We start from the raw sequence: 18,715 nt of genomic DNA, 5'->3' as shown, positions 1-18,715 counted from the left end.
ACGTTCTGGAGCTGACAGCAGGGTCAGTAAGCGGACTCAACCCCGGAGTGCAGCGCAACCCGTGGCGCTTCAGCCGCACATCGGCCTCGAACCATGCTGTCGCTGCGTCCTGCGCCGACTGCTGGACAGCCTTCACGGCTTCCGCCCCTTCCTCTGACCGTTGTCCATACGGCGAGGCATTGGTTCCGACTGCCCCGACACGGTCCCGAGTCCTAGGTCCTTTGCCTGATCAGCTGCGACACTTGTTGCTGCTAGCGTGCAGCTGCACACCATTCGCAATTATGGCGGAGGACGTTGGACATGCAGGTGTACACGCTCCCGGAACTTCCCTACGACTACTCGGCGCTCGCTCCGGTCATCAGCCCCGAGATCATCGAGCTGCACCACGACAAGCACCACGCGGCCTACGTCAAGGGCGCCAACGACACGCTGGAGCAGCTGGCGGAGGCGCGGGACAAGGAGCAGTGGGGCTCGATCAACGGGCTGGAGAAGAACCTGGCCTTCCACCTCTCCGGGCACATCCTGCACTCGATCTACTGGCAGAACATGACCGGCCCGAAGGAGGGCGGCGGCGAGCCGCTGGCCGCCGACGGCGTGGGCGACCTCGCGGATGCGATCACCGAGTCCTTCGGCTCCTTCGCCGGCTTCAAGGCCCAGCTCACCAAAGCCGCCGCCACCACCCAGGGCTCCGGCTGGGGCGTCCTCGCCTACGAGCCCCTCAGCGGCCGGCTGATCGTCGAGCAGGTCTACGACCACCAGGGGAACGTCGGCCAGGGCTCCACCCCGATCCTCGTCTTCGACGCCTGGGAGCACGCCTTCTACCTGCAGTACAAGAACCAGAAGGTCGATTTCATCGACGCCATGTGGGCCGTCGTCAACTGGCAGGACGTGGCCCGGCGCTACGCCGCCGCCAAGGAGCGCGGCGACAGCCTGCTGCTCGCCCCGTGACGCCGTAGCAGCGCCGCACAGACGTCCTGCTCGTGATCGTCTTCTCACCCTTCACGTAGCAGGCGGTACAACGGGAGGCTCCCGCAGGCCCGATGCCCGCGGGAGCCTCCCTGCTGTTGCGGCTGGCTTGTGGGGCTGTTACGTGGTCTCACGCGGTGGTGAACCGCAGCTCGGGACGCTCCCAGTCGACCTTCGGCGGTGAGGGGGCGACGGTCCCCACCCGAACGGCGCCCAGACGTCGGTAGAACTCCTCGGCCGGGGGATGGGCCACCACCCTCACCTCGGTCAGGTCGGCCGCCCTTGCTTGAGAGAGCATGTGCTCGATGAGGAGCCGGCCGACACCCCTTCCCTGAACGTCATCCGCCACGAACGCCAGGTCCAGCTCCGGTGGCTCCAGCAGCAGAGCGTAGAAGCCCTGGAGTCGTTCGACCGCATCGACGGCCACGAAGACTCGGTGACGGTTGATGTAGTCGGCGGTGACCCGGTAGCCGGAGATGATCGAGGCGTACGGTCCCCGGTAGGCAGCGGAGTTCTGGATCAGCCTGGTGAGGCGGTCTGCGTCCTGCGCAAGGGCACGCTTGATCGTCGTGGACTGCATCCGCTTACTCCCCGACTCCTGTGGCGGTCAGTTTCTCCCAGTGGACGGTGCGGTCGCACCAGCGGTCCAGGAGCACCTGGTCGTGGCCCACGGCGAGCAGACCGGCACCGGTGGCGGTGCGGTAGTTCTCGACGGCTGCCACCAGGGCCGCTGTGGTGGAGGCGTCGAGCATCGCGGTCATCTCGTCGCAGATCAGCCAACGCGGGCGCAGGACGAGGGCGCGGGCGAGGCAGGCGCGCTGGAGCTGGCCGTCGCTGACCTCGTGGGGTCGACGGTCCAGGAGGTCGAAAGTGAGGCCGACGGCCGGGGCCAACTCTGCCAAGCGGACCGGGATTTCGTTGCGCCGGCCGGTGGCGCGCAGGGGTTCGGCTATCAGGTCGGTGAGACGGAGCCGGGGGTCGGCGGAGAGCCGGGGCTGCTGGAAGACGACGCCGATGGCGGTGCGCAGGGCACGTGGAGCGCGGTGCCGCCAGCGCCGTACGGGCTCGCCGTCCAGGAGAAGGGCGCCCGACTCGGGGCGGTGCAGCAGGGCCGCGACGCGGGCAAGGGTGGACTTGCCGCAGCCGCTGGGGCCGAGCAGGCCGACGGCCTCACCGGGTGCGACGGTCAGGGAGGCGTTGCGGACGACGGGGGCTTTCCTGTCGTATCCGGCGGTGATGTCGTGCAGTTCAAGCACTAAGGTCCTCCGGCACGTGCGGGTGGTGGCAGGCGATGCCGCCGACCGTCGGTGGGAGGGCGGCGCAGGTGTCGGTAGCCTGGCCGCAGCGCGGGGCGAAGGCGCAGCCGTCGGGAAGATCACCGAGTTCGGGCGGCATACCGGGAATCGGAAGGAAGGCGCGCTCGGGCAGGGCATGGAGAAGGCCGCGGCTGTAGGGGTGGCGAGGGCCTGGGGCGCCGAAGAAGGCTCGCGCGTCGGCGAGTTCGACGATCCGGCCCGCATACATCACGGCCACGCGGTCGGCGATGCGTTCGGCGGCGGCCAGGTCATGGGTGATCATCAGCAGCGCCCGGCCGCCGTCGTCGACGTGGCGTCGCAGTTCGTCGACCGTGTGGTCCACCAGGTCGCGGTCGAGTCCGGTCGTGGGTTCGTCGGCGAGCAGCAGGGGTGCGTCGCCGACGAGGGCCAGGGCGGTGGCGGCGCGCTGGGCGAGGCCGCCGGAGAGCTGGTGCGGGTGGCTGTCGAGATGGTCGGCGGGGAAGGCGGCGCGTTCGGCAGCGCTCTCGGCTGCCGCCCGCACGGCGGTCCGCCCTCGTGCGCCGGTCAGCGCGCCAACCGTCTCCTCCAGCTGGGAGCGCACCGTGCGCACCGGCGTCAGATACGCGGCGGGGCTCTGCGGGATGAGCCCGATCAGCCGGCCCCGCACCATCCGCGTGAGAGTCCGCTCGTCGGCCGTGAGCAGATCCAGCTCGCCCAGGCGCGCCTGGCCCGCACTCTGGGCGTTGGCGGGGAGCAGACCGAGCAGGGCGGAGGCGAGGACCGACTTGCCGCAGCCGCTCTCACCGATCAGGGCGAGGCACTCGCCGGCCGCCACGTCGAAGTGGGCGTCGGTGACGGCGGCGATCCGGCGCCCGCCGGACATGAGGAAGCGCACGGACAACCCGCGCACCGAGAGAACGCAAGGTCGGTCAGTGACCGTCACAGCATCAGCTCCGATCGACGGCGCGGGTTGATCCGCTCCCGCCATGCTCCGGCGAGGCCGGCGATGGCGAGCGTGGGGACGATGATGAACAGCCCCGGGAAAAGGGTGGGCCACCACTGCCCCGCGAGCAGCGACCCCCTCGCTTCCTGAATGAGGTTGCCGAGGCTGGCCATGTGGGTGGGCAGACCCAGCCCGAGGAAGGACAGGGCGGACTCGTGCCACATGGCGTGCGGCACCATCAGCACGGCGGCCAGCGCCGCCTGCGGCAGCACAGCGGGCAGCAGATGCCGTACCGCCACCCGCCACCGGGACGCCCCCCCGGAAACGGCGGCGTCGATGTACGGGCGCGAGCGCAACGACAGCACCTCGGCGCGCACGATCCGGGCGGTGGACAGCCAATGGGTGAGCGCGACCGACACCACCACCGGCCACAGCCCGGGCCGGAACATGGCCACGATGAACATGCCCAGCAGCAGGTGCGGCACGGAGGCGACCGTGTCGACCACCCGCATGACGCCCCGGTCGACCCATCCGCCCAGTGCTCCGGCGGTCGCCCCGACGGCCGTGCCGATCACGGTGGCCGTCAGGGCCGCTGCCACCCCGACCAGCAGGGAGACCCGCAGGCCGTAGACGCAGCGCAGCAGCAGGTCCCGGCCGAGGTCGTCGGTACCGAAGGGGTGCGACCAGCTGGGGGGCAGCAACTTCGCGCCCAGGTCGACAGCCTGCTGGTCGAGTCGCACCAGCGGCGGCACGAGGAGGACGGCGACGACGATGACGCCGACCAGGGCCACCGAGACGCGTACCCGCACGGTCCTGGTGGAGCGGCGGCTCGTGCCGTACGACCGCCAGGCGGGATCGACCGCAGGTTCACATGTCACTGAACTTCACCCTCGGGTCGAAGAGGCCGTAGAGCAGGTCGGCGAGGAGGTTGCCGGCCAGCACCGCGGCGGTGGCCAGGGTCGTCAGGGCGGCGAGCAGCGGGAAGTCGACGGCGGTGGTCGCCTGAACGGTGGCCGCCGCGATGCCGGGCCAGCTGAAGACGCTCTCCACCAGCAGGGCGCCGGTGATGAGTTCGGGCACCCGCGAGCCGACCAGTGTGAAAACCGGCAGCAGCCCGGAGCGCAGGGCGTGGCCGAGCAGGACGGTGCGCTCGCTCAACCCTCTGGCCCGCGCGCCGCGTACGGGATCCTCGGCGAGCGCGTCACCGACGCCCTGACGGACGTACAAGGTGAACCAGGGCAGCTGGGACACGGCGAGCACCCCGGCCGGCAGCACAAGATGACGCGCCACCTCGGAGGGCGTCACCTGCTCGCTCGCGGTGTCGGTGAGACCGCCGGCCGGAAGCACGCCCCACTGCAGGGCGAACAGCCAGACGGCCAGCAGGGCGAGCCAGAAGACGGGCGCCGCCTCCAGGGAATACGCGACGGAGGTGACCAGCCGGTCGAGGACGGAACCTGGGCGGCGGGCCGCCAGCACCCCGAGCACCGTGCCCGCGAGCACCGCCACCACGAACGCGACCGCGCACAACAGGCTCGACCACACCAGGCGTTCGCCGATGACCTGGGCGACCGGCTGCCGCATCACGCTGGACTGACCGAGGTCACCGCCGAGCGCGCTAGTCAGCCAGTGCCACCAGCGGGAAGTGAACGGCTGGTCCACGCCCAGGTTCTCCCGCAGCCGCTCCAGGGTTTGCGCGTCGGCGCCGAGGGCGGCCGTGCCTGCGTACGCCTTGACCGGATCGAAGGGGGGAGGCCGCGGCGATCGCGAAGACGCCGAAGGTGACGACGAGGAGGACGGGGACGGCGAACAGCAGCCGCCGCCCCGCCAGCCGTGCCATCGCTCCCCAAGGGAGTCTGTTCACTTCTTCGGCCGCCAGGCTTCGAGGTTCCACCACGGGCCGGAGGCGAAGCCGTGCTCGTGCGGCTCGACCTGCGTGGTCAGCCCCGTCCAGCGGTCGGCGAGGACGTAGACGTGGTCGATGTGGGTGAGGAAGGTGTAGCCGGGGTTGTTCACCAGCTCCTGCTGCAGGGTGTTGTAGGCAGCCTTGCGCGTGGCCTCGTCGGAGCTGCGCCGGCCGGTGTCGAGTGCCTTGTCCACGATCGCATCGTTGTAGCGGCCCATGTTATTGAAGCCGTCGCCGGCGAGGGAGGAGTGCAGCAGGGTGTACAGGCCGTAGTCGGGGTCACCGTTGCTGCCGAAGCCGGCCAGGACCGCGTCGTTCTTCATCCGCGGCTCAATGACCTCCCAGGTGCCCGTCTCCACCTTCACCTCGATGCCGGCCTTCTTGGCGTCGGAGGCGTAGGCGAGGGCGTGGTCCTGGCGGACCTTGTCACCGGCAGGGTAGAGCAGGGTGAAGGAGGCCCGCCGTCCGTCCTTGACGCGGATGCCGCCTGCACCAACCTTCCAACCCGCCTGGTCCAGGATCTGCCGGGCCTTGGCGAGGTCCTGCCTCCGCTCGATGCCCTTGGCGAACCAGGGGTCGTCGACCGGCAGCGGCCCGTACGCCGGACGGCCGGCCCCGTCGAGGATCTTGTCGACCATGGCCTGACGGTCCACGGCGGCATCGAGAGCCCGGCGGATGGCGCGGTCGCCGGTGACCTTGTTCTCCTGCGGGAGGGTGACCGTGCGGAAGTCGTACGTCTTCGCCTCGTACGTCTTCTTCGCCTTGTCGTTCTTGAAGGTGGCGGCGAGGTTGGGCGGCAGGATCGCGCCGTCGAGGTCGCCGGAACGCAGCCGGGTGGCGCGCACGTTGTCGTCCTCGATGATCGCCATGGTCACCTTCTTGACCTTCGGCGCGCCGCCCCAGTAGTCGGGGTTGGCCTTGAAGGTGAGCTTCTCCCCCTTGCTCCAGGCGGCGAGGACGTACGGGCCGGTGCCGACCGGCTTGGTGTTGAAGGAGCCGGTGTTGGGGTCCTGCCCCTTGGCCACGTGCTCGGGGACGATGGGCAGCACCGTGCGCCCGGCGAAGGGCGCGTAGGGATACTTGAGCGTGAAGACCACCTTGTCGGCACCCTTCGCCCGCACGTCCTTGATGGCGTCCAGCTCGCTGCGGGAGGTGGTGTTCGTCTTCGCGTCGAGGACGGTGTCGTACGTGAAGACGACATCGGCCGGGGTAAGCGGCTTGCCGTCGCTGAATTTCACGCCGTCGCGCAGGGTATAGGTGTAGGTCAGGCCGTCGGCGGAGACCTCGGGCAGCGCCTTCGCCAGCGCCGGTCTGAGGTTCAGATCGGCGTCCCTGGCCAGCAGGCCGTCGAAGATCTTTGAGTTGCCGTCCTTGCCGTAACCGAGCAGAGGACTGAGCGTGTCCGGCTCGGAGGCCACCCCGATCACGACGGAGTCCGCCGCGTCACCGCTGCCCGTGCTGCTGCCCGGAGCCGAGCAGGCAGCGACACCACTGAGTATCGCCGCCGTGGCAGCGGCTGTCCGTATCCGTCGGACTGTCATGTAAACCACACCCTAATTGATGACTGAAAGCTGTTGCATATTAATTGCAACAAGGAGCTACCCAGGTCGGATGGTGGGCAGTCGGCCGCTCGCATCGACCCCGTCATGGGGCCATGTCCTTCCGCTGACGCACCAGCCGACGGCGGCGCGGCGCGAACGCAATGAAGGCCGGCCGTCAATGCGGCGACACCGTCATGCGGGGAATGTCGGCGGGGGAGAGGTCGGGGCGGGCACGGTACAGGCGTGCGGGGTGGGTGATGGCGCCAGCGTCCGGGAGCCACCCCCACTGCGCCCCGGAGGACATCGAGCAGTTGAAGCTCCGCATCACCGCCCTGGGAGCAACAAGTCGTCGACCTGCGTCTGCAGCTGGAGGGACGGAGTGAGGAGCTGCAGGCCGCACGCACCGCCATCGCCCAGAGTCGCACAGAAAATCAAGCTGCCGGATCGCCCTTCGACTGTCAGCGTGTGCCGCTAATGTGCGCGAATGCGCAGCTGCACGCAGGAGACGATCAAGCTTCTGTTCGGGAGCGCTTCGCACTGCGCCTACCCCGACTGCAAGCACCCTCTCGTCACCTCGGACCGAGATCAACTCCTGGTCATATCCGAAATCGCCCACATCCGCTCCGGCCAACCAGGAGGCCCTCGGCATGATCCTGAGTACCCACGACCGAAGCTGAACACCTTTGAGAACCTGCTGCTGCTCTGCGCGACCCATCACAAGTTGGTCGACAGAGGTGACTACAGCGTTGCCGAACTGCTCATCTGGAAAGGTGCACAAGTCGCCCAGCCCGGTCGCACGCTCGCAGAGCAGGACCTTGACGAAATCAATGCCCGACTACACCTTCAGCATCGTGCTGACCGTCGGGCCCTCTACGAGGAGATCGTGAGGACGTTCTTCGCCGCGCTCAAACTGAGCATCGAGGCTTGGCAGATCCCAGCAGACGACGATCAGCAGAATGCACTTCATGCCGAGCAAGTTGCGACTCGTCTTGAGATCAACGACCTTCGCCTCCGCATCGGCGTGCTCGGGCCGGACTGGATAGCCGGTGCGATGGGTGCTCCCATGCTGGCCCTGACCTTGGCGCACAAGTACGGCGGCACCGAGGACTTCCGCCTCGTCGGCCAGGCTATTCATTGGTTCAGCCGACTCGCTTCATTGGCGCTTGAGGACCCTGACCGCGTCCCGGATATGTCGGACTTCCCGGTGAAGATCACGGCGCGCACACCACTGGGCGGATGGGGAACGCGCTTCCAGATCGAGGGAAGCAACAGGAAAGGCCAAGATCCCGCTGCCTACTGAACCATCCACGAGTGGAGCACTTCCATCACGAGTCGCCAACCGCCACCTTATCGAGGCATAGCACCACAGCTGTTGCAAGGATAGAGTCAGCCACACCAGCGCTGAACTGCATCAACGCGAGCCACTGGCCACTGCAACAGCTGGCAGCCCCAGAGAACTCCGGGGCTGTCACCGTGCCGGGGTGGTTGACGTACATCGCGCCGTGCAGGTGGTTGAGGACCCCGCCGAGCCCGTGCCGGGCCTCGGCGGCGGCTCCGTGGCTCCAGCATGCGTCGTTGGCGGAAGGAGGCTGTGGGGGGAACGGTGGGGTGAGATGCTGGGGTAAGGGTGACGGGGCCCCTGGGACTTGGCTGTCTAAGCCAGGTGCGGGCTTCAAGCCCCGCCGTCGGTCACCAGCTCGTTCTCAGCCTCGGCGACCGTGCCATACACCCCCACAACGGTGTCCACTCCGGTCATGCTCAGCATGCGCTGCAGATTCGGCGGCACGCAGGCCAGCACCAGGACAACACCCGCCTGCTCCGCTTGTCGCCAGGCCCACAGCAGCACATTCAGCCCGGCCGAATCGCAGAACGTAACCGCGGACAGGTCCAGCACCACACGCTGCTGACCTCGGGTGATCTCCTCCAGGAGACGGCTGCGGAAGAACGGGGCGGTCTCATAGTCCATATCCCCGATGACCTGCACGATCAGAGACGTTCCCATCGGGTTCGCGTGGACTGAGTGCTCTGCGGTCATCACGCTCTCCAAGCGTCTCATCGGGAGACGGAACCCATCGTGATGATGAGCCTACCGACTACCCTCACACCTCGTCCTCACAACCCCCACATGGGCGCGGTGGGGGTCCAGAGACGGGAGAGACCAAGAACCCTCATCGCTTGTCGATGCTGCAGGTCGCCTGATCCACTGCGCTGAGGCGAAGCCAGATCCCGTCGAGCGGCTCGTCCGGTGCGACGGCGACGTTGATCCCCACGATGTGTCCTCCGCCTCAGCCGGGCTTTTGCGCAGAGTGAGCGCGTGGATGGGCTGGCAAGCGTCCCAGTACAGCTTGGTCAGGTGGTCCTCGTCGTCCTAGCCCTCGCGATCACCGTCCTGGCCGAGCATCGGCAGGAAACACCATGTGGCAAGGGACTCCAAGTGCAGGCACTCGGCTTCGCGGACGAAGGCGATGCTGCGGGTCAGGTCGCGCCGGCGGAATCACCAGGCGGCCACCGAGGGCCAACTGGTCGCACCACGGTGCGGCCATGTCTTCATCCCGTCTGGTGATTTTCTGCTGGCGGGGTGTGCAGCCCCTCCCCGGCCGACCTGGGCCCGTGGGGGAACGAGTCGGATCGATGGCCGAGGAGGGGGGCTTGATGCCCGTCGAGCGGGCTACCGCGGGTGGCCGAGATAGAGAGCCGTGAGCAGGTTCCCGGCTGTCAGCGCGGGCAGAAAAGAGGATCTGGAACGTGCCGAAGCCGCACCGCCGGGCGTACCAACATGGGTGACGCAGCACATACCCGAGGCGAGCCAGTGCGGTCAGTGGGGCACCCGCCAGCTTCTCCGGGCTCACGCTGCCCCCTGTGTGAGTAAGCCGTTCGCCTCCGGCGTGTCGATGACGGACGACGTCAAGAGGTAGGCGCCGGTGCGCTGCTGCCACGCGGCCAGGTGCTCGACCTTTCCCCGACTGAGCATCACCATCAGCGGCGTGACGATGCCCCTGGCCTTGCCCTCTTCCACCGTGGCCAGGGCGTTGTGCCATCCCGGGCATCCGTCACGGTCTCCCAAGGGGTCCGCCTGGTCGACGAACTCGGCGACGATCAAACAGTGCGCTTCTTTCGCGCGGCGGCGGGCCGCGTCGACGATCCCGTCTGCCAGGGCACCGAGCGACGCCGGGATGCAGGCGTACAACACGAGGGACGTGCCCGCTGGTACCGCCGGCTGTCCTGTCTCTATCGCTCTGCTGGTCATTCGGTGCTACCTCCGCCCGGCGTGGGCTGTCGTGTGGTTGAGAGTGGGGTTGCGGCGGAGCGCCATCGGCATGTTCACGGGGCGGCCTTCGGCTCGCGAGGGCTCAGCAGGGTGAGCCAGACGTCCTTGCCACCACTGGGGGTGCGGGACACGCCGAACTGGTCCGCGATGACGCTGACGAGTTGGAGGCCGCGGCCGTCCTCGTCCTCATCGCCGGCGCGCCGGCGCCGCGGGAGCGATGGGTCGTCGTCGTGCACGCAGAGCGCCACCCCATCGGGAGTGCGGGTGACGGTGATCAGTGCGCTGCGGCGCCCGTCGCTGTCCGGCCGAGTGTGGTGCAGGACGTTGGTCAGCAGCTCGGAGACGACGAGAGCCCCGGTGTCGACCAGCTTCTCGATGCCCCACAGGCGCAAGTGCGCGCTCACTATGACCCGTGCGATCCGCACCGACAGCGGCGTCACGTCGTAGTCCATCTCCAGCTTGCCCGCAGAAGCGCGCGTCGTTCCGCGCACGCCGGTTGCGGCTGTGGGATGAGCTAGGGGACTGGCCATTCCAGATCCACTTCGTTCTGGCGAACCTCACGTGAGAGGTCCGACTGCGGTGTGTACTGGTGCGTGATCGGTCGGCAACCATTGAGTCAGGCCGAAGCCCGAACGTGCAGATGCGGAAACGGAAAGCTGGACTTTCCGTTTCAGGACTTAGGGGGCCCTCGTCATGCCACGACCTGAAAAGCCGCTGACTCCCGACGCCTCGCCGCGAGACTGGTTCGGCCATGAGGTGCGGTATTGGAGGAAGAAGCGTGGCTACTCGGCATCCTCGTTAGGCCCGTTGGTGCAGGCCAGTCCGTCCCTCATCGAGAAGGTGGAGAAGGGCCAGGCCTCGTGCCGCAGTGACCTGGCGGAGCGTCTGGACGAGGTATTGAGGACCGGCGGCGTACTCACCCGCGCGTGGGGGATGGTGTACGGCGAAGCGGAAAAGCGCCGCCGTGAAACGGAAAAGAACGCCGGCCGCCTGAACGAGGGCAGCGTTCAGGTACACCAAGGTCGCATCCTGGGCAGAGATACCTCGTCGCCGTTGGGGAGCCCTGAGCCTGTGGACCGTCGCGCCTTCCTGGCCAACAGCAGTCTGGCCGCCTTCGCATCGATAGACCTAGCCGCACTCGTTGCCCCCACCACCTCCCACGAGCCACCCACCCGCATTCGCCCCAAGGACATCGCGGCAGTCCTGAACGTGGCAGAAGACATCTACCTCCGGGACAACGCTCACGGAGGTGGAGGGATCGTCGGCGTACTAGCCAGCCGCGCCATGGAGTGGGCGGTCCGTCTGCTCACAGTTCCCTGCCCCGAGCAGCTTCGAGGCTCCCTCCACACCGCAGTCGCACGCCTGGGGGTCGTGGTGGGGGCCTCCCACTTCGACGCCTACGCACACGATGACGCACGCATCGCCTTCAAGATCGCTGCCGACTGCGCCGAGGAAGCCAACGACTGGCACCTGCGTGCGAAGGTTTTCTCATTCCTTGCACGACAAGCCATCTGGATCGGCGACCCAGACACAGGCCTGACCTATGCGGAGAAGGGACTCGTCCGGGCCGACCGGCTCACACCGACCATCCAGGCCATGCTGCACACGGCACGCGCTCGCGCCTTCGGGAAGATGGGCGACGTCGGCGGTGCCATGTCCGCCGTCGGGGCCGCCGACGCCGCCTTCGCGAAGTCCAACCCGCAGGATGATCCGCCCTGGATGGCCTACTACAACGAAGCTCAGCACCACGGGGACACCGCACACGCGCTGTACGACCTGGTCCTGTTGAAGGACCAGGACCCCGGGCCGGCCAACCGGCGCTTCGAGATCGCCATCGAAGGCCACGACGACGCGTACGCCCGCTCGCGCGCAATTTCCGGTACCAAGCTGGCGAGCCTCCTCATGGCCAAGGGCGACCCGCGACAGGCCACGACCATCGGCCACCAGGCCCTCAACGACGCCGGCCACTTGACCTCCCGGCGAGCTGCGGACGACCTGAAGGAGCTCAACCGGCTAGCCGCCCGGCACCGAGGCATCCCCGAAGTGGCGTACCTCCGCGAACGAATCGGCGCTACGTTGCAGGCATGACGATCTCGGCCCACGCCTCCTCCGCGGTCCTGGCCGCAGCGTGCTCGGCGGCCGGGCTCGATCCGTCCGCCGCCGAGCCGATCCGCATCGCCGAGAACGAGATCTGGCGCCTGCCGCGTCAGCGCGCCATCGTACGCATCGCGCGCCCCGGACAGTTGGCGGCAGCCGCCCGAGAGATCAGGGTCGCAAAGTGGCTGGCCGACAACGACGTGCCGGCCGTTCGTGCGCTGCCGATCGACCAGCCCGTTGACGTCAGCGGGCGTCCTGTGACGTTCTGGGAGGAGTTGCCAGGGCACACGGATGGCACCGTCCGCGATGTGGTGCAACTCCTCAAGCGGCTTCATCCGCTACCCGTTCCTGACTTCCCGCTGGGCGAGCTCGACCCCTTCGTCCGTGTGTCGGCAAGAATCGATGGCGCGACGTCCCTGACCGAGGACGACCGGTCGTGGCTCCGCCGGCGGCATGATGAGCTACGACACCAGTGGGCGCAGCGTCCGACCGGACTTGCCGACTGCGTCGTGCATGGTGACGCCTGGGTGGGCAACGTCGCCCGGACGGCCAGCGGTCCGATCCTGCTGGACTTCGAGCGCGTGTCTGTGGGGCCGCCGGAATGGGACCTGGTCTCCACTGCGGTGAAGCTCACCACGACCGGCGCCGTGAGCCCCCCCGAGTACGCCGAGTTCTGCGACTTGTACGGCCTGGATGTGACGCAGTGGGAGGGGTACGAACTGCTGTCTGCGGCCCGTGAGCTGCGCATGGCAACGTACGCGGCCCAACATGCCGCGACCCGACCAGAGTGGCAGAAGGAAGCGCAGTACCGCGTGGACTGTCTTCGCGGCCGCCGTGGTCCCCGGCCTTGGAATTGGACGAGGATCATGTAGCCCGCTCTGTGCGGGGCGGCGCTTGGAACAACGGAGCAGCCGTTAGGGCCCGGTAGCACAGGAGCCTCGGGTTTCGCGGTTGTTCGGCGGAAGATCGCATGAGTGGCTCGGGTTGTAGCTACCGTACGGCGGGTGCCAGTGGAGCTTCTGACTGATGAGCAGGCTGGGGCGTACGGGCGATTGGAGGAGAAGCCCGACGCGGCCGGAGCTGGAGCGCTTCTTCTACCTCGACGACCTCGATCGGGAGCTGCTCCAGAAGCGGCGTGGGGATCAAACCGGCTCGGGTTCGCGCTCCAGATGCTCCGTCCGCCCTGTAGCGGCCCAAGCAGTTGAGGTGAGCGGGGAGAGTCGGGCCACGTCCTCGTCCAGGGAGGTCGTGCTCACTCCGGTCTGCGGGCAGCGACGCGTTCGGTTTCCGGCCGGCCTTGCCGGGTCGCGGGATGCTGCGTCCCCTGCGCGAGGCGGCCGATGCCGTCGGCGATGAGGACACGGAGGCCGGTATGTAGGGCGGCAGCGGCCGTCCCGGCCAGGCCAGGGATGCGGCAGGTTCGCCGCGTACCCCAGCAAGGCATCGGTTTCCGACGGTTCACTCATGGACAAAGAGCCAGATACGCCTCTCTCCCGGCCGGGGGGCGTGCTTCCAGACTGAGGAGGACACAGATGAGCAGTGCAAGCGGCGCGGACGAGGAGTGGATGGACCTGGCGGACGCGATCACGCTGCTGCGGGATCAGATCGCCGAGGCCCAGAACAGGATCGCCGTTCCGGCAGGGGGCGACAAGGGGGTGCTGTTCACGCTGGGGGAGATCACGCTGGACCTCGGTCTGGAGCTGACCGGCACCAAGGGTGTCAACGGCGGGCTGCGCTGGAGCGTGATCAGCCTGGGCGGGAAGAAGGAGAGCGGTCGCAAGGCCACCCACACGGTGACCGTGAAACTGACCCCGCACCGGCCCGGCGGTGGCGACATCGACGTCAGCGACACCGAGTAGCCCGCCTCACCCGCATCACCGCACGTCGAGAACCGAAGACAGGGGGATCTCCCGTGGAGTTCGACCGCCGGGCCCAGATCCGGGTCAGCCGGGCAGGCACGAAGGGGCGGGGGTTCGGTTCGGGCTATCTGATCGCGCCGCGCCTGGTCCTGACTGCGGCCCATGTTCTGGAGGGGATGGATCAGACGGCGCGGGACCCGGTGACGGTCTGTCTGCCCGACACCGGCGCGCGGGAGTTCCCGGCCACCGTGCGCTGGCAGCGCTGGGACGAGAAGGTGGATGCCGCGCTGATCGAGGTGAGAGACGGCGATGACTGGCAGACACCGCAGTCCCTTGCGGATCTGCTGGCCCGGCCGCCCCAGCGATACGGTCTGCTCATCGGCACACGGCCCCACCCGGTCACCGCGACCGGCTTCCCCCGCATGCAGAAAGACCCCGACGACGGCCGGCGCCTGGACGAGCAGCTGACCGGCCGCATCACACCGGGCACCGGCGCCCTCGCCAGCCGCTACGAGATCTCCAGCACCGACCCCACCCCCGGCACCGGATCATTTGACGACAGCCGGTGGGCAGGCATCTCCGGAGCCGCCCTCCTCACCGACGATGGCCTCGGCGGGGACATGCTGTGCGGCGTCATACGCCGCGATCGCCAAGCCGGCGCAGGCGCCCGCCTGACCGCCACCCCTGCCGCCCACCTCCTCAACGACACCGACTTCCGCGCCCTGGTCACCGAGCACACCGGCTGGGAACCCGTCCTGGAACCCGTCGAACCCGCCGCCCTGCTCACCCCGGCGGCATCCGAACGCCTTCTGGACTCACCCGCCTCCCTCCTGCGGGCCGACGCCGAAGCCGTCACCTTCCACGGCCGCGACAGCGAACTCACCGACCTGCACGCCTGGTGCCAGGATGACCCGCCCACGATCGCGGTACAGGTGTGGACCGGGCCCGGCGGACAGGGCAAAACCCGCCTGGCCCGACGCCTCACTGACCTCCTCAGCCACCACGGCTGGGCCACCGGACACCTGCGCCCCGACCTCACCGACCACGACACCCCACCCGACTTCACGCCCCTCATAACCGCCCTGCCCCTACTGATCGTCGTCGACTATGCGGAGACCCGCCCGCGCCTGCTACGCCGCCTGATCACCTGTCTGCACCGCTCCCGCCACCGCGTCAGGCTGCTGCTGCTCGCCCGCTCCGACGGCGAATGGCGCACTGATGCCACCCTGCGCGAAGCCGACGCCGCCACCCGCAGACTCCTTAAAGAAGCCCATCCCATCGAACTAGCCCCGCTCATCCCCCGAAGCCGCCCTGCTCAGGACCGCCGCACCGCATTCGCCGACGCCGCCGGCGACCTCGCCCGTCTGCTGCTACGCGTCCACACCGTGCCCGACTACGACTGGAGCGCTCTTGCAGCGGCCCTCCAGCCTCCCGACGACCTCAGCCACCCCCGCTACGACAACGCCCTCACCCTGCAGCTGACCGCGCTGGTCACTCTTCTGCAGCACGGCCCCAAACCCGCCGATGCCTCCCCCGGCACCCCGGCGGAAGAGATCCTCCTAGAGCATGAAGGAAGTTTCTGGGAGGCCAGCGCCCAAGCCCCCGCCTTCAAACTGAACCTGCCCACCACCACCCTGGCCACTGCTGTCGCCGTCGCCGCGCTGTGCGGGGCCACCACCACCGAGGCGGCCACACACGTCCTTCGCACAGTCGCCGACCTGCCTGCCGACAAGACAGCACGCACCGCGGCATGGCTGGCCCGGCTGTACCCGGCCGAACCCGGCCGCTACTGGGGCTCTCTCCAACCCGACCGCGTCGCCGAGTACCACGCCTCCCAGATCCTCGAAGAAGACGGCATCGCCCTGCCCGCCCTCCTCGCCGCAGGAACCCCCGCCCAGCAAGGCCAGATCATTACCGTGCTGGCCCGCGCCGTCATCGCCCACTACAACGCGGGCCGCACCAAACGCAGCGAACACCTCTTGCGCACCATGGACACCACTCTGGCCAGCACCACTCTCAGCTACCAAGGCATCCAGACCGCCACAGCCGCTCTTCCGCATCCCTCCCGCATCACCGCCCCCCTCGCCCTGCGTCTCACCAGCAGCCTCGCCCAAGCCAACGGGCAACTGGCACAAGCCGACCCCGACGTCTACGAGCCCGACCTCGCCAGCTCGCTGTCCAACCTCGGCATCCGGCTGTCGGAGGCGGGGCGCCGGAGCGAGGCCCTGGCCGCCGGACAGGAGGCGGTGGAGATCTACCACCGGCTCGCGGCCGACAACCCGTCCGCCTACGAGCCCGATCTCGCCGGCTCGCTGTCCAACCTCGGCATCCGGCTGTCGCAGGCGGGGCGCTGGAGCGAGGCCCTGGCCGCCACCGAGGAGGCGGTGGAGATCCGGCGCCGGCTCGTGGCCGACAACCCGTCCGCCTACGAGCCCGATCTCGCGCGCTCGCTGTCCAACCTCGGCAACCGACTGTCGGAGGCGGGGCGCTGGAGCGAGGCCCTGGCCGCCGGACAGGAGGCGGTGGAGATCTACCACCGGCTCGTGGCCGACAATCCGGCCGCCTACGAGCCCGATCTCGCCGGCTCGCTGTCCAACCTCGGCATCCGGCTGTCGGAGGCGGGGCGCCGGAGCGAGGCCCTGGCCGCCGAACAGAAGGCGGTGGAGATCCGGCGCCGGCTCGCGGCCGACAACCCGGCCGCCTACGAGCCCGATCTCGCCAGCTCGCTGTCCAACCTCGGCATCCGGCTGGCGGAGGCCGGACGCCGGAGCGAGGCCCTAACCGCCGAACAGAAGGCGGTGGAGATCCGGCGCCGGCTCGCGGCCGACAACCCGGCCGCCTACGAGCCCGACCTCGCTGGCTCGCTGTCCAACCTCGGCGCCCGGCTGGCGGAGGCGGGACGCTGGAGCGAGGCCCTGGCCGCCGCCGAAGAGGCGGTGGAGATCTACCACCGGCTCGCGGCCGATAACCCGGCCGCCTACGAGCGTGATCTCGCTGGCTCGCTGTCCAACCTCGGCGCCCGGCTGGCGGAGGCGGGACGCCGGAGCGAGGCCCTGGCCGCCGCCGAAGAGGCGGTGGAGATCTACCACCGGCTCGCGGCCGACAATCCGGCCGCCTACGAGCGTGATCTCGCCGGCTCGCTGTCCAACCTCGGCATCCGGCTGTCGGAGGCGGGGCGCTGGAGCGAGGCCCTGGCCGCCACCGAGGAGGCGGTGGAGATCCGGCGCCGGCTCGCGGCCGACAATCCGGCCGCCTACGAGCCCGATCTCGCGCGCTCGCTGTCCAACCTCGGCATCCGGCTGTCGGAGGCGGGACGCCGGAGCGAGGCCCTGGCCGCCGAACAGAAGGCGGTGGAGATCCGGCGCCGGCTCGCGGCCGACAACCCGGCCGCCTACGAGCCCGACCTCGCCAGCTCGCTGTCCAACCTCGGCATCCAGCTGTCGGAGGCGGGACGCCGGAGCGAGGCCCTGGCCGCCGAACAGAAGGCGGTGGAGATCCGGCGCCGGCTCGCGACCGACAACCCGGCCGCCTACGAGCCCGATCTCGCGCGCTCGCTGTCCAACCTCGGCATCCGGCTGTCGGAGGCGGGACGCCGGAGCGAGGCCCTGACCGCCACCGAAGAGGCGGTGGAGATCCGGCGCAGACTCGCGGCCGACAACCCGGCCGCCTACGAGCCCGACCTCGCCGGCTCGCTGTATGTCTTGACCTCGATCTTGGCAGTGGAGGGGGAGCTTCTCAGGGCGCTACGCGCGACGGGGGAGGCTGTGGAACTGTACCGCCGCCACGTTGACACGCTGCCTTCAACCTTCCCGCTACTCCATGGCGTACGGGGCCTGCAGGCCCAGTTGTTCGACGGCCTAGGACGTCAGCAAGAGGCGGAGGCGGTTCGGTGCTGGCTCAGGGAGAATCCGCTCCCCTGATTGTCGCAATTGACCGGTTGCAAGAGAGTTCTGCGAGGGGCCCACGGTCGATCACGTTTCGGCAGGTCGCCATTCGCAGAGTCAGCGTGGGTTCAGTGTGCGCCGGGCTCGGTTGATCACGTTCTGTGCGTCCGCGCCGTACACCGCCGACTCACTCAGAGTGCGCCACACCTTCAAGTAGGTCGCGATCGAGTCGGCATCGTCCAGCCACAGCTCGGCGTGCCAGTCCTCGGCAATCACCAGCCGCTCGTCCAGGACCCAGAACCCGTTGGCTGTGGGGATTCTCAGCGACGCGGAGAGCGGAACGATCCCCAGCTGCACCGTGTCCATGCCGACGGTGCCCATCAGCCGGTCCAGCTGACTCGCGAGCACGGACGGCGGGCACACCAGGGCGTGCAGAGCGGCCTCCCACACCAGCGCGTGGAACCGGTGACCCGTTTCGTACAGCCACGTCTGACGCTGCATGCGCGCCCGTACGGCCGCATCGGTGTCCCGCACCGACCCCTGGAGATCCGCGAACCGCAGGAACATGTGTCGCGCATAGTCGGCCGTCTGGAGCATGCCTGGGATGACGGCTTCCTCCCAGGCGTAGATCGTCTTGCATCTGCCCACCTCTAGGTTCCAGACGTCCTGCACTGGCCGGTGGCCGGCGGCCAGTTGACGGCGCCAAGAACGGATGTGGGACTCGAACCCCTTGAGGCGGGCGAGGAGTTCCTCGGCCGCGTCAGGATGTCCGACCGCTTCTGCCCAGGCGCGCAGGTCTTCGGGGGTCGCGGTCTGTCGGCCGCCCTCCAGCTTGTACACCTTGGAGTGCGGCCATCCCAGCTCCTGGGCGAGCTGTGGTCCGGTGAGACGGCCGCCGGCAGCCGAGAGACGCAGCTCGCGCAGACGTACGCCGAGCGCCTCCCGGGCCTGCTGATAGTCCGTGCTCACCGGCGGCT

15 protein-coding genes and 1 pseudogene are annotated in these 18,715 nt (G+C 68.8%); 6 read left to right on the top strand and 10 right to left on the bottom strand.

Features of this window, described 5'->3' with window-relative positions; all coding sequences use genetic code 11:
• Positions 1–300: 300 nt before the first annotated feature.
• Positions 301–948, top strand: coding sequence for a superoxide dismutase (locus tag AB0K80_RS00380; protein WP_365664289.1), 648 nt, complete (start codon positions 301–303; stop codon positions 946–948).
• 148 nt (positions 949–1,096) lie between these two features.
• Here AB0K80_RS00380 and AB0K80_RS00375 read toward each other — a convergent pair whose 3' ends face one another.
• From AB0K80_RS00375 to AB0K80_RS00350, 6 genes and pseudogenes are all read right to left on the bottom strand, one after another.
• Entirely contained in the window at positions 1,097–1,546 is a 450-nt protein-coding gene (locus tag AB0K80_RS00375; protein WP_365664287.1) for a GNAT family N-acetyltransferase, read from the bottom strand.
• Between the two features lie 4 nt (positions 1,547–1,550).
• The gene (locus AB0K80_RS00370) at positions 1,551–2,222 is read right to left on the bottom strand and encodes an ATP-binding cassette domain-containing protein (protein ID WP_365664285.1); all 672 of its coding nucleotides are present in this window, start codon (positions 2,220–2,222) and stop codon (positions 1,551–1,553) included.
• The gene (locus AB0K80_RS00365) at positions 2,215–3,126 is read right to left on the bottom strand and encodes an ABC transporter ATP-binding protein (protein WP_365664919.1); all 912 of its coding nucleotides are present in this window, start codon (positions 3,124–3,126) and stop codon (positions 2,215–2,217) included. The genes AB0K80_RS00370 and AB0K80_RS00365 overlap by 8 nt, the downstream gene beginning before the upstream one ends.
• Positions 3,127–3,182: 56 nt before the next feature.
• Entirely contained in the window at positions 3,183–4,064 is an 882-nt protein-coding gene (locus AB0K80_RS00360; RefSeq protein ID WP_365664283.1) for an ABC transporter permease, read from the bottom strand.
• A pseudogene (locus AB0K80_RS00355) lies at positions 4,054–5,023 on the bottom strand (ABC transporter permease). Before AB0K80_RS00355 ends, AB0K80_RS00360 begins: the two are co-directional and overlap by 11 nt.
• 20 nt (positions 5,024–5,043) lie before the next feature.
• Entirely contained in the window at positions 5,044–6,630 is a 1,587-nt protein-coding gene (locus AB0K80_RS00350; protein WP_365664282.1) for an ABC transporter substrate-binding protein, read from the bottom strand.
• A gap of 484 nt (positions 6,631–7,114) precedes the next feature.
• Between AB0K80_RS00350 and AB0K80_RS00345 the strand changes: the two genes are divergently transcribed.
• Positions 7,115–7,930, top strand: coding sequence for an HNH endonuclease (locus AB0K80_RS00345; protein ID WP_365664280.1), 816 nt, complete (start codon positions 7,115–7,117; stop codon positions 7,928–7,930).
• A 372-nt stretch (positions 7,931–8,302) separates the two neighbouring features.
• Here the strand turns inward: AB0K80_RS00345 and AB0K80_RS00340 are convergent, their stop codons facing one another.
• The 3 genes from AB0K80_RS00340 to AB0K80_RS00330 all read right to left on the bottom strand — a co-directional run bounded on the left by AB0K80_RS00340 (position 8,303) and on the right by AB0K80_RS00330 (position 10,389).
• Complete coding sequence (locus AB0K80_RS00340; RefSeq protein ID WP_365664278.1) at positions 8,303–8,665, bottom strand: STAS domain-containing protein; 363 nt, start codon at positions 8,663–8,665, stop codon at positions 8,303–8,305.
• An 810-nt stretch (positions 8,666–9,475) separates the two neighbouring features.
• Entirely contained in the window at positions 9,476–9,877 is a 402-nt protein-coding gene (locus AB0K80_RS00335) for a hypothetical protein (protein WP_365664276.1), read from the bottom strand.
• A gap of 74 nt (positions 9,878–9,951) precedes the next feature.
• Positions 9,952–10,389 (bottom strand): ATP-binding protein, encoded by a 438-nt coding sequence (locus AB0K80_RS00330; protein ID WP_365664274.1) that lies wholly within the window; start codon positions 10,387–10,389, stop codon positions 9,952–9,954.
• A gap of 202 nt (positions 10,390–10,591) precedes the next feature.
• Here AB0K80_RS00330 and AB0K80_RS00325 point away from each other — a divergent pair, with 202 nt between their 5' ends.
• From AB0K80_RS00325 to AB0K80_RS00310, 4 genes are all read left to right on the top strand, one after another.
• The gene (locus AB0K80_RS00325) at positions 10,592–11,986 is read left to right on the top strand and encodes a helix-turn-helix transcriptional regulator (protein WP_365664273.1); all 1,395 of its coding nucleotides are present in this window, start codon (positions 10,592–10,594) and stop codon (positions 11,984–11,986) included.
• Positions 11,983–12,867, top strand: a complete 885-nt coding sequence (locus AB0K80_RS00320) for an aminoglycoside phosphotransferase family protein (RefSeq protein ID WP_365664271.1) — start codon at positions 11,983–11,985, stop codon at positions 12,865–12,867. Before AB0K80_RS00325 ends, AB0K80_RS00320 begins: the two co-directional genes overlap by 4 nt.
• 660 nt (positions 12,868–13,527) lie before the next feature.
• Positions 13,528–13,854 carry a trypco2 family protein gene (locus AB0K80_RS00315; protein WP_365664269.1) on the top strand — a complete coding sequence of 109 codons (327 nt, stop codon included), beginning with the start codon at positions 13,528–13,530 and terminating at the stop codon, positions 13,852–13,854.
• Positions 13,855–13,907: 53 nt separating this feature from the next.
• Positions 13,908–17,774 carry a tetratricopeptide repeat-containing serine protease family protein gene (locus AB0K80_RS00310; protein ID WP_365664267.1) on the top strand — a complete coding sequence of 1,289 codons (3,867 nt, stop codon included), beginning with the start codon at positions 13,908–13,910 and terminating at the stop codon, positions 17,772–17,774.
• Between the two features lie 81 nt (positions 17,775–17,855).
• Here the strand turns inward: AB0K80_RS00310 and AB0K80_RS00305 are convergent, their stop codons facing one another.
• A complete protein-coding gene (locus AB0K80_RS00305) occupies positions 17,856–18,707 on the bottom strand; it encodes a helix-turn-helix transcriptional regulator (protein WP_365664265.1) in 852 nt (283 codons plus the stop codon).
• Positions 18,708–18,715: the final 8 nt, after the last annotated feature.

It is taken from the genome of Streptomyces sp. NPDC052682 (genome assembly GCF_040678435.1).
In the GTDB taxonomy this organism is placed as follows: Bacteria; Actinomycetota; Actinomycetes; order Streptomycetales; family Streptomycetaceae; genus Streptomyces.
Note: the sequence above shows the minus strand (reverse complement) of the source record. Positions and strands in the feature narration are given on the sequence as shown.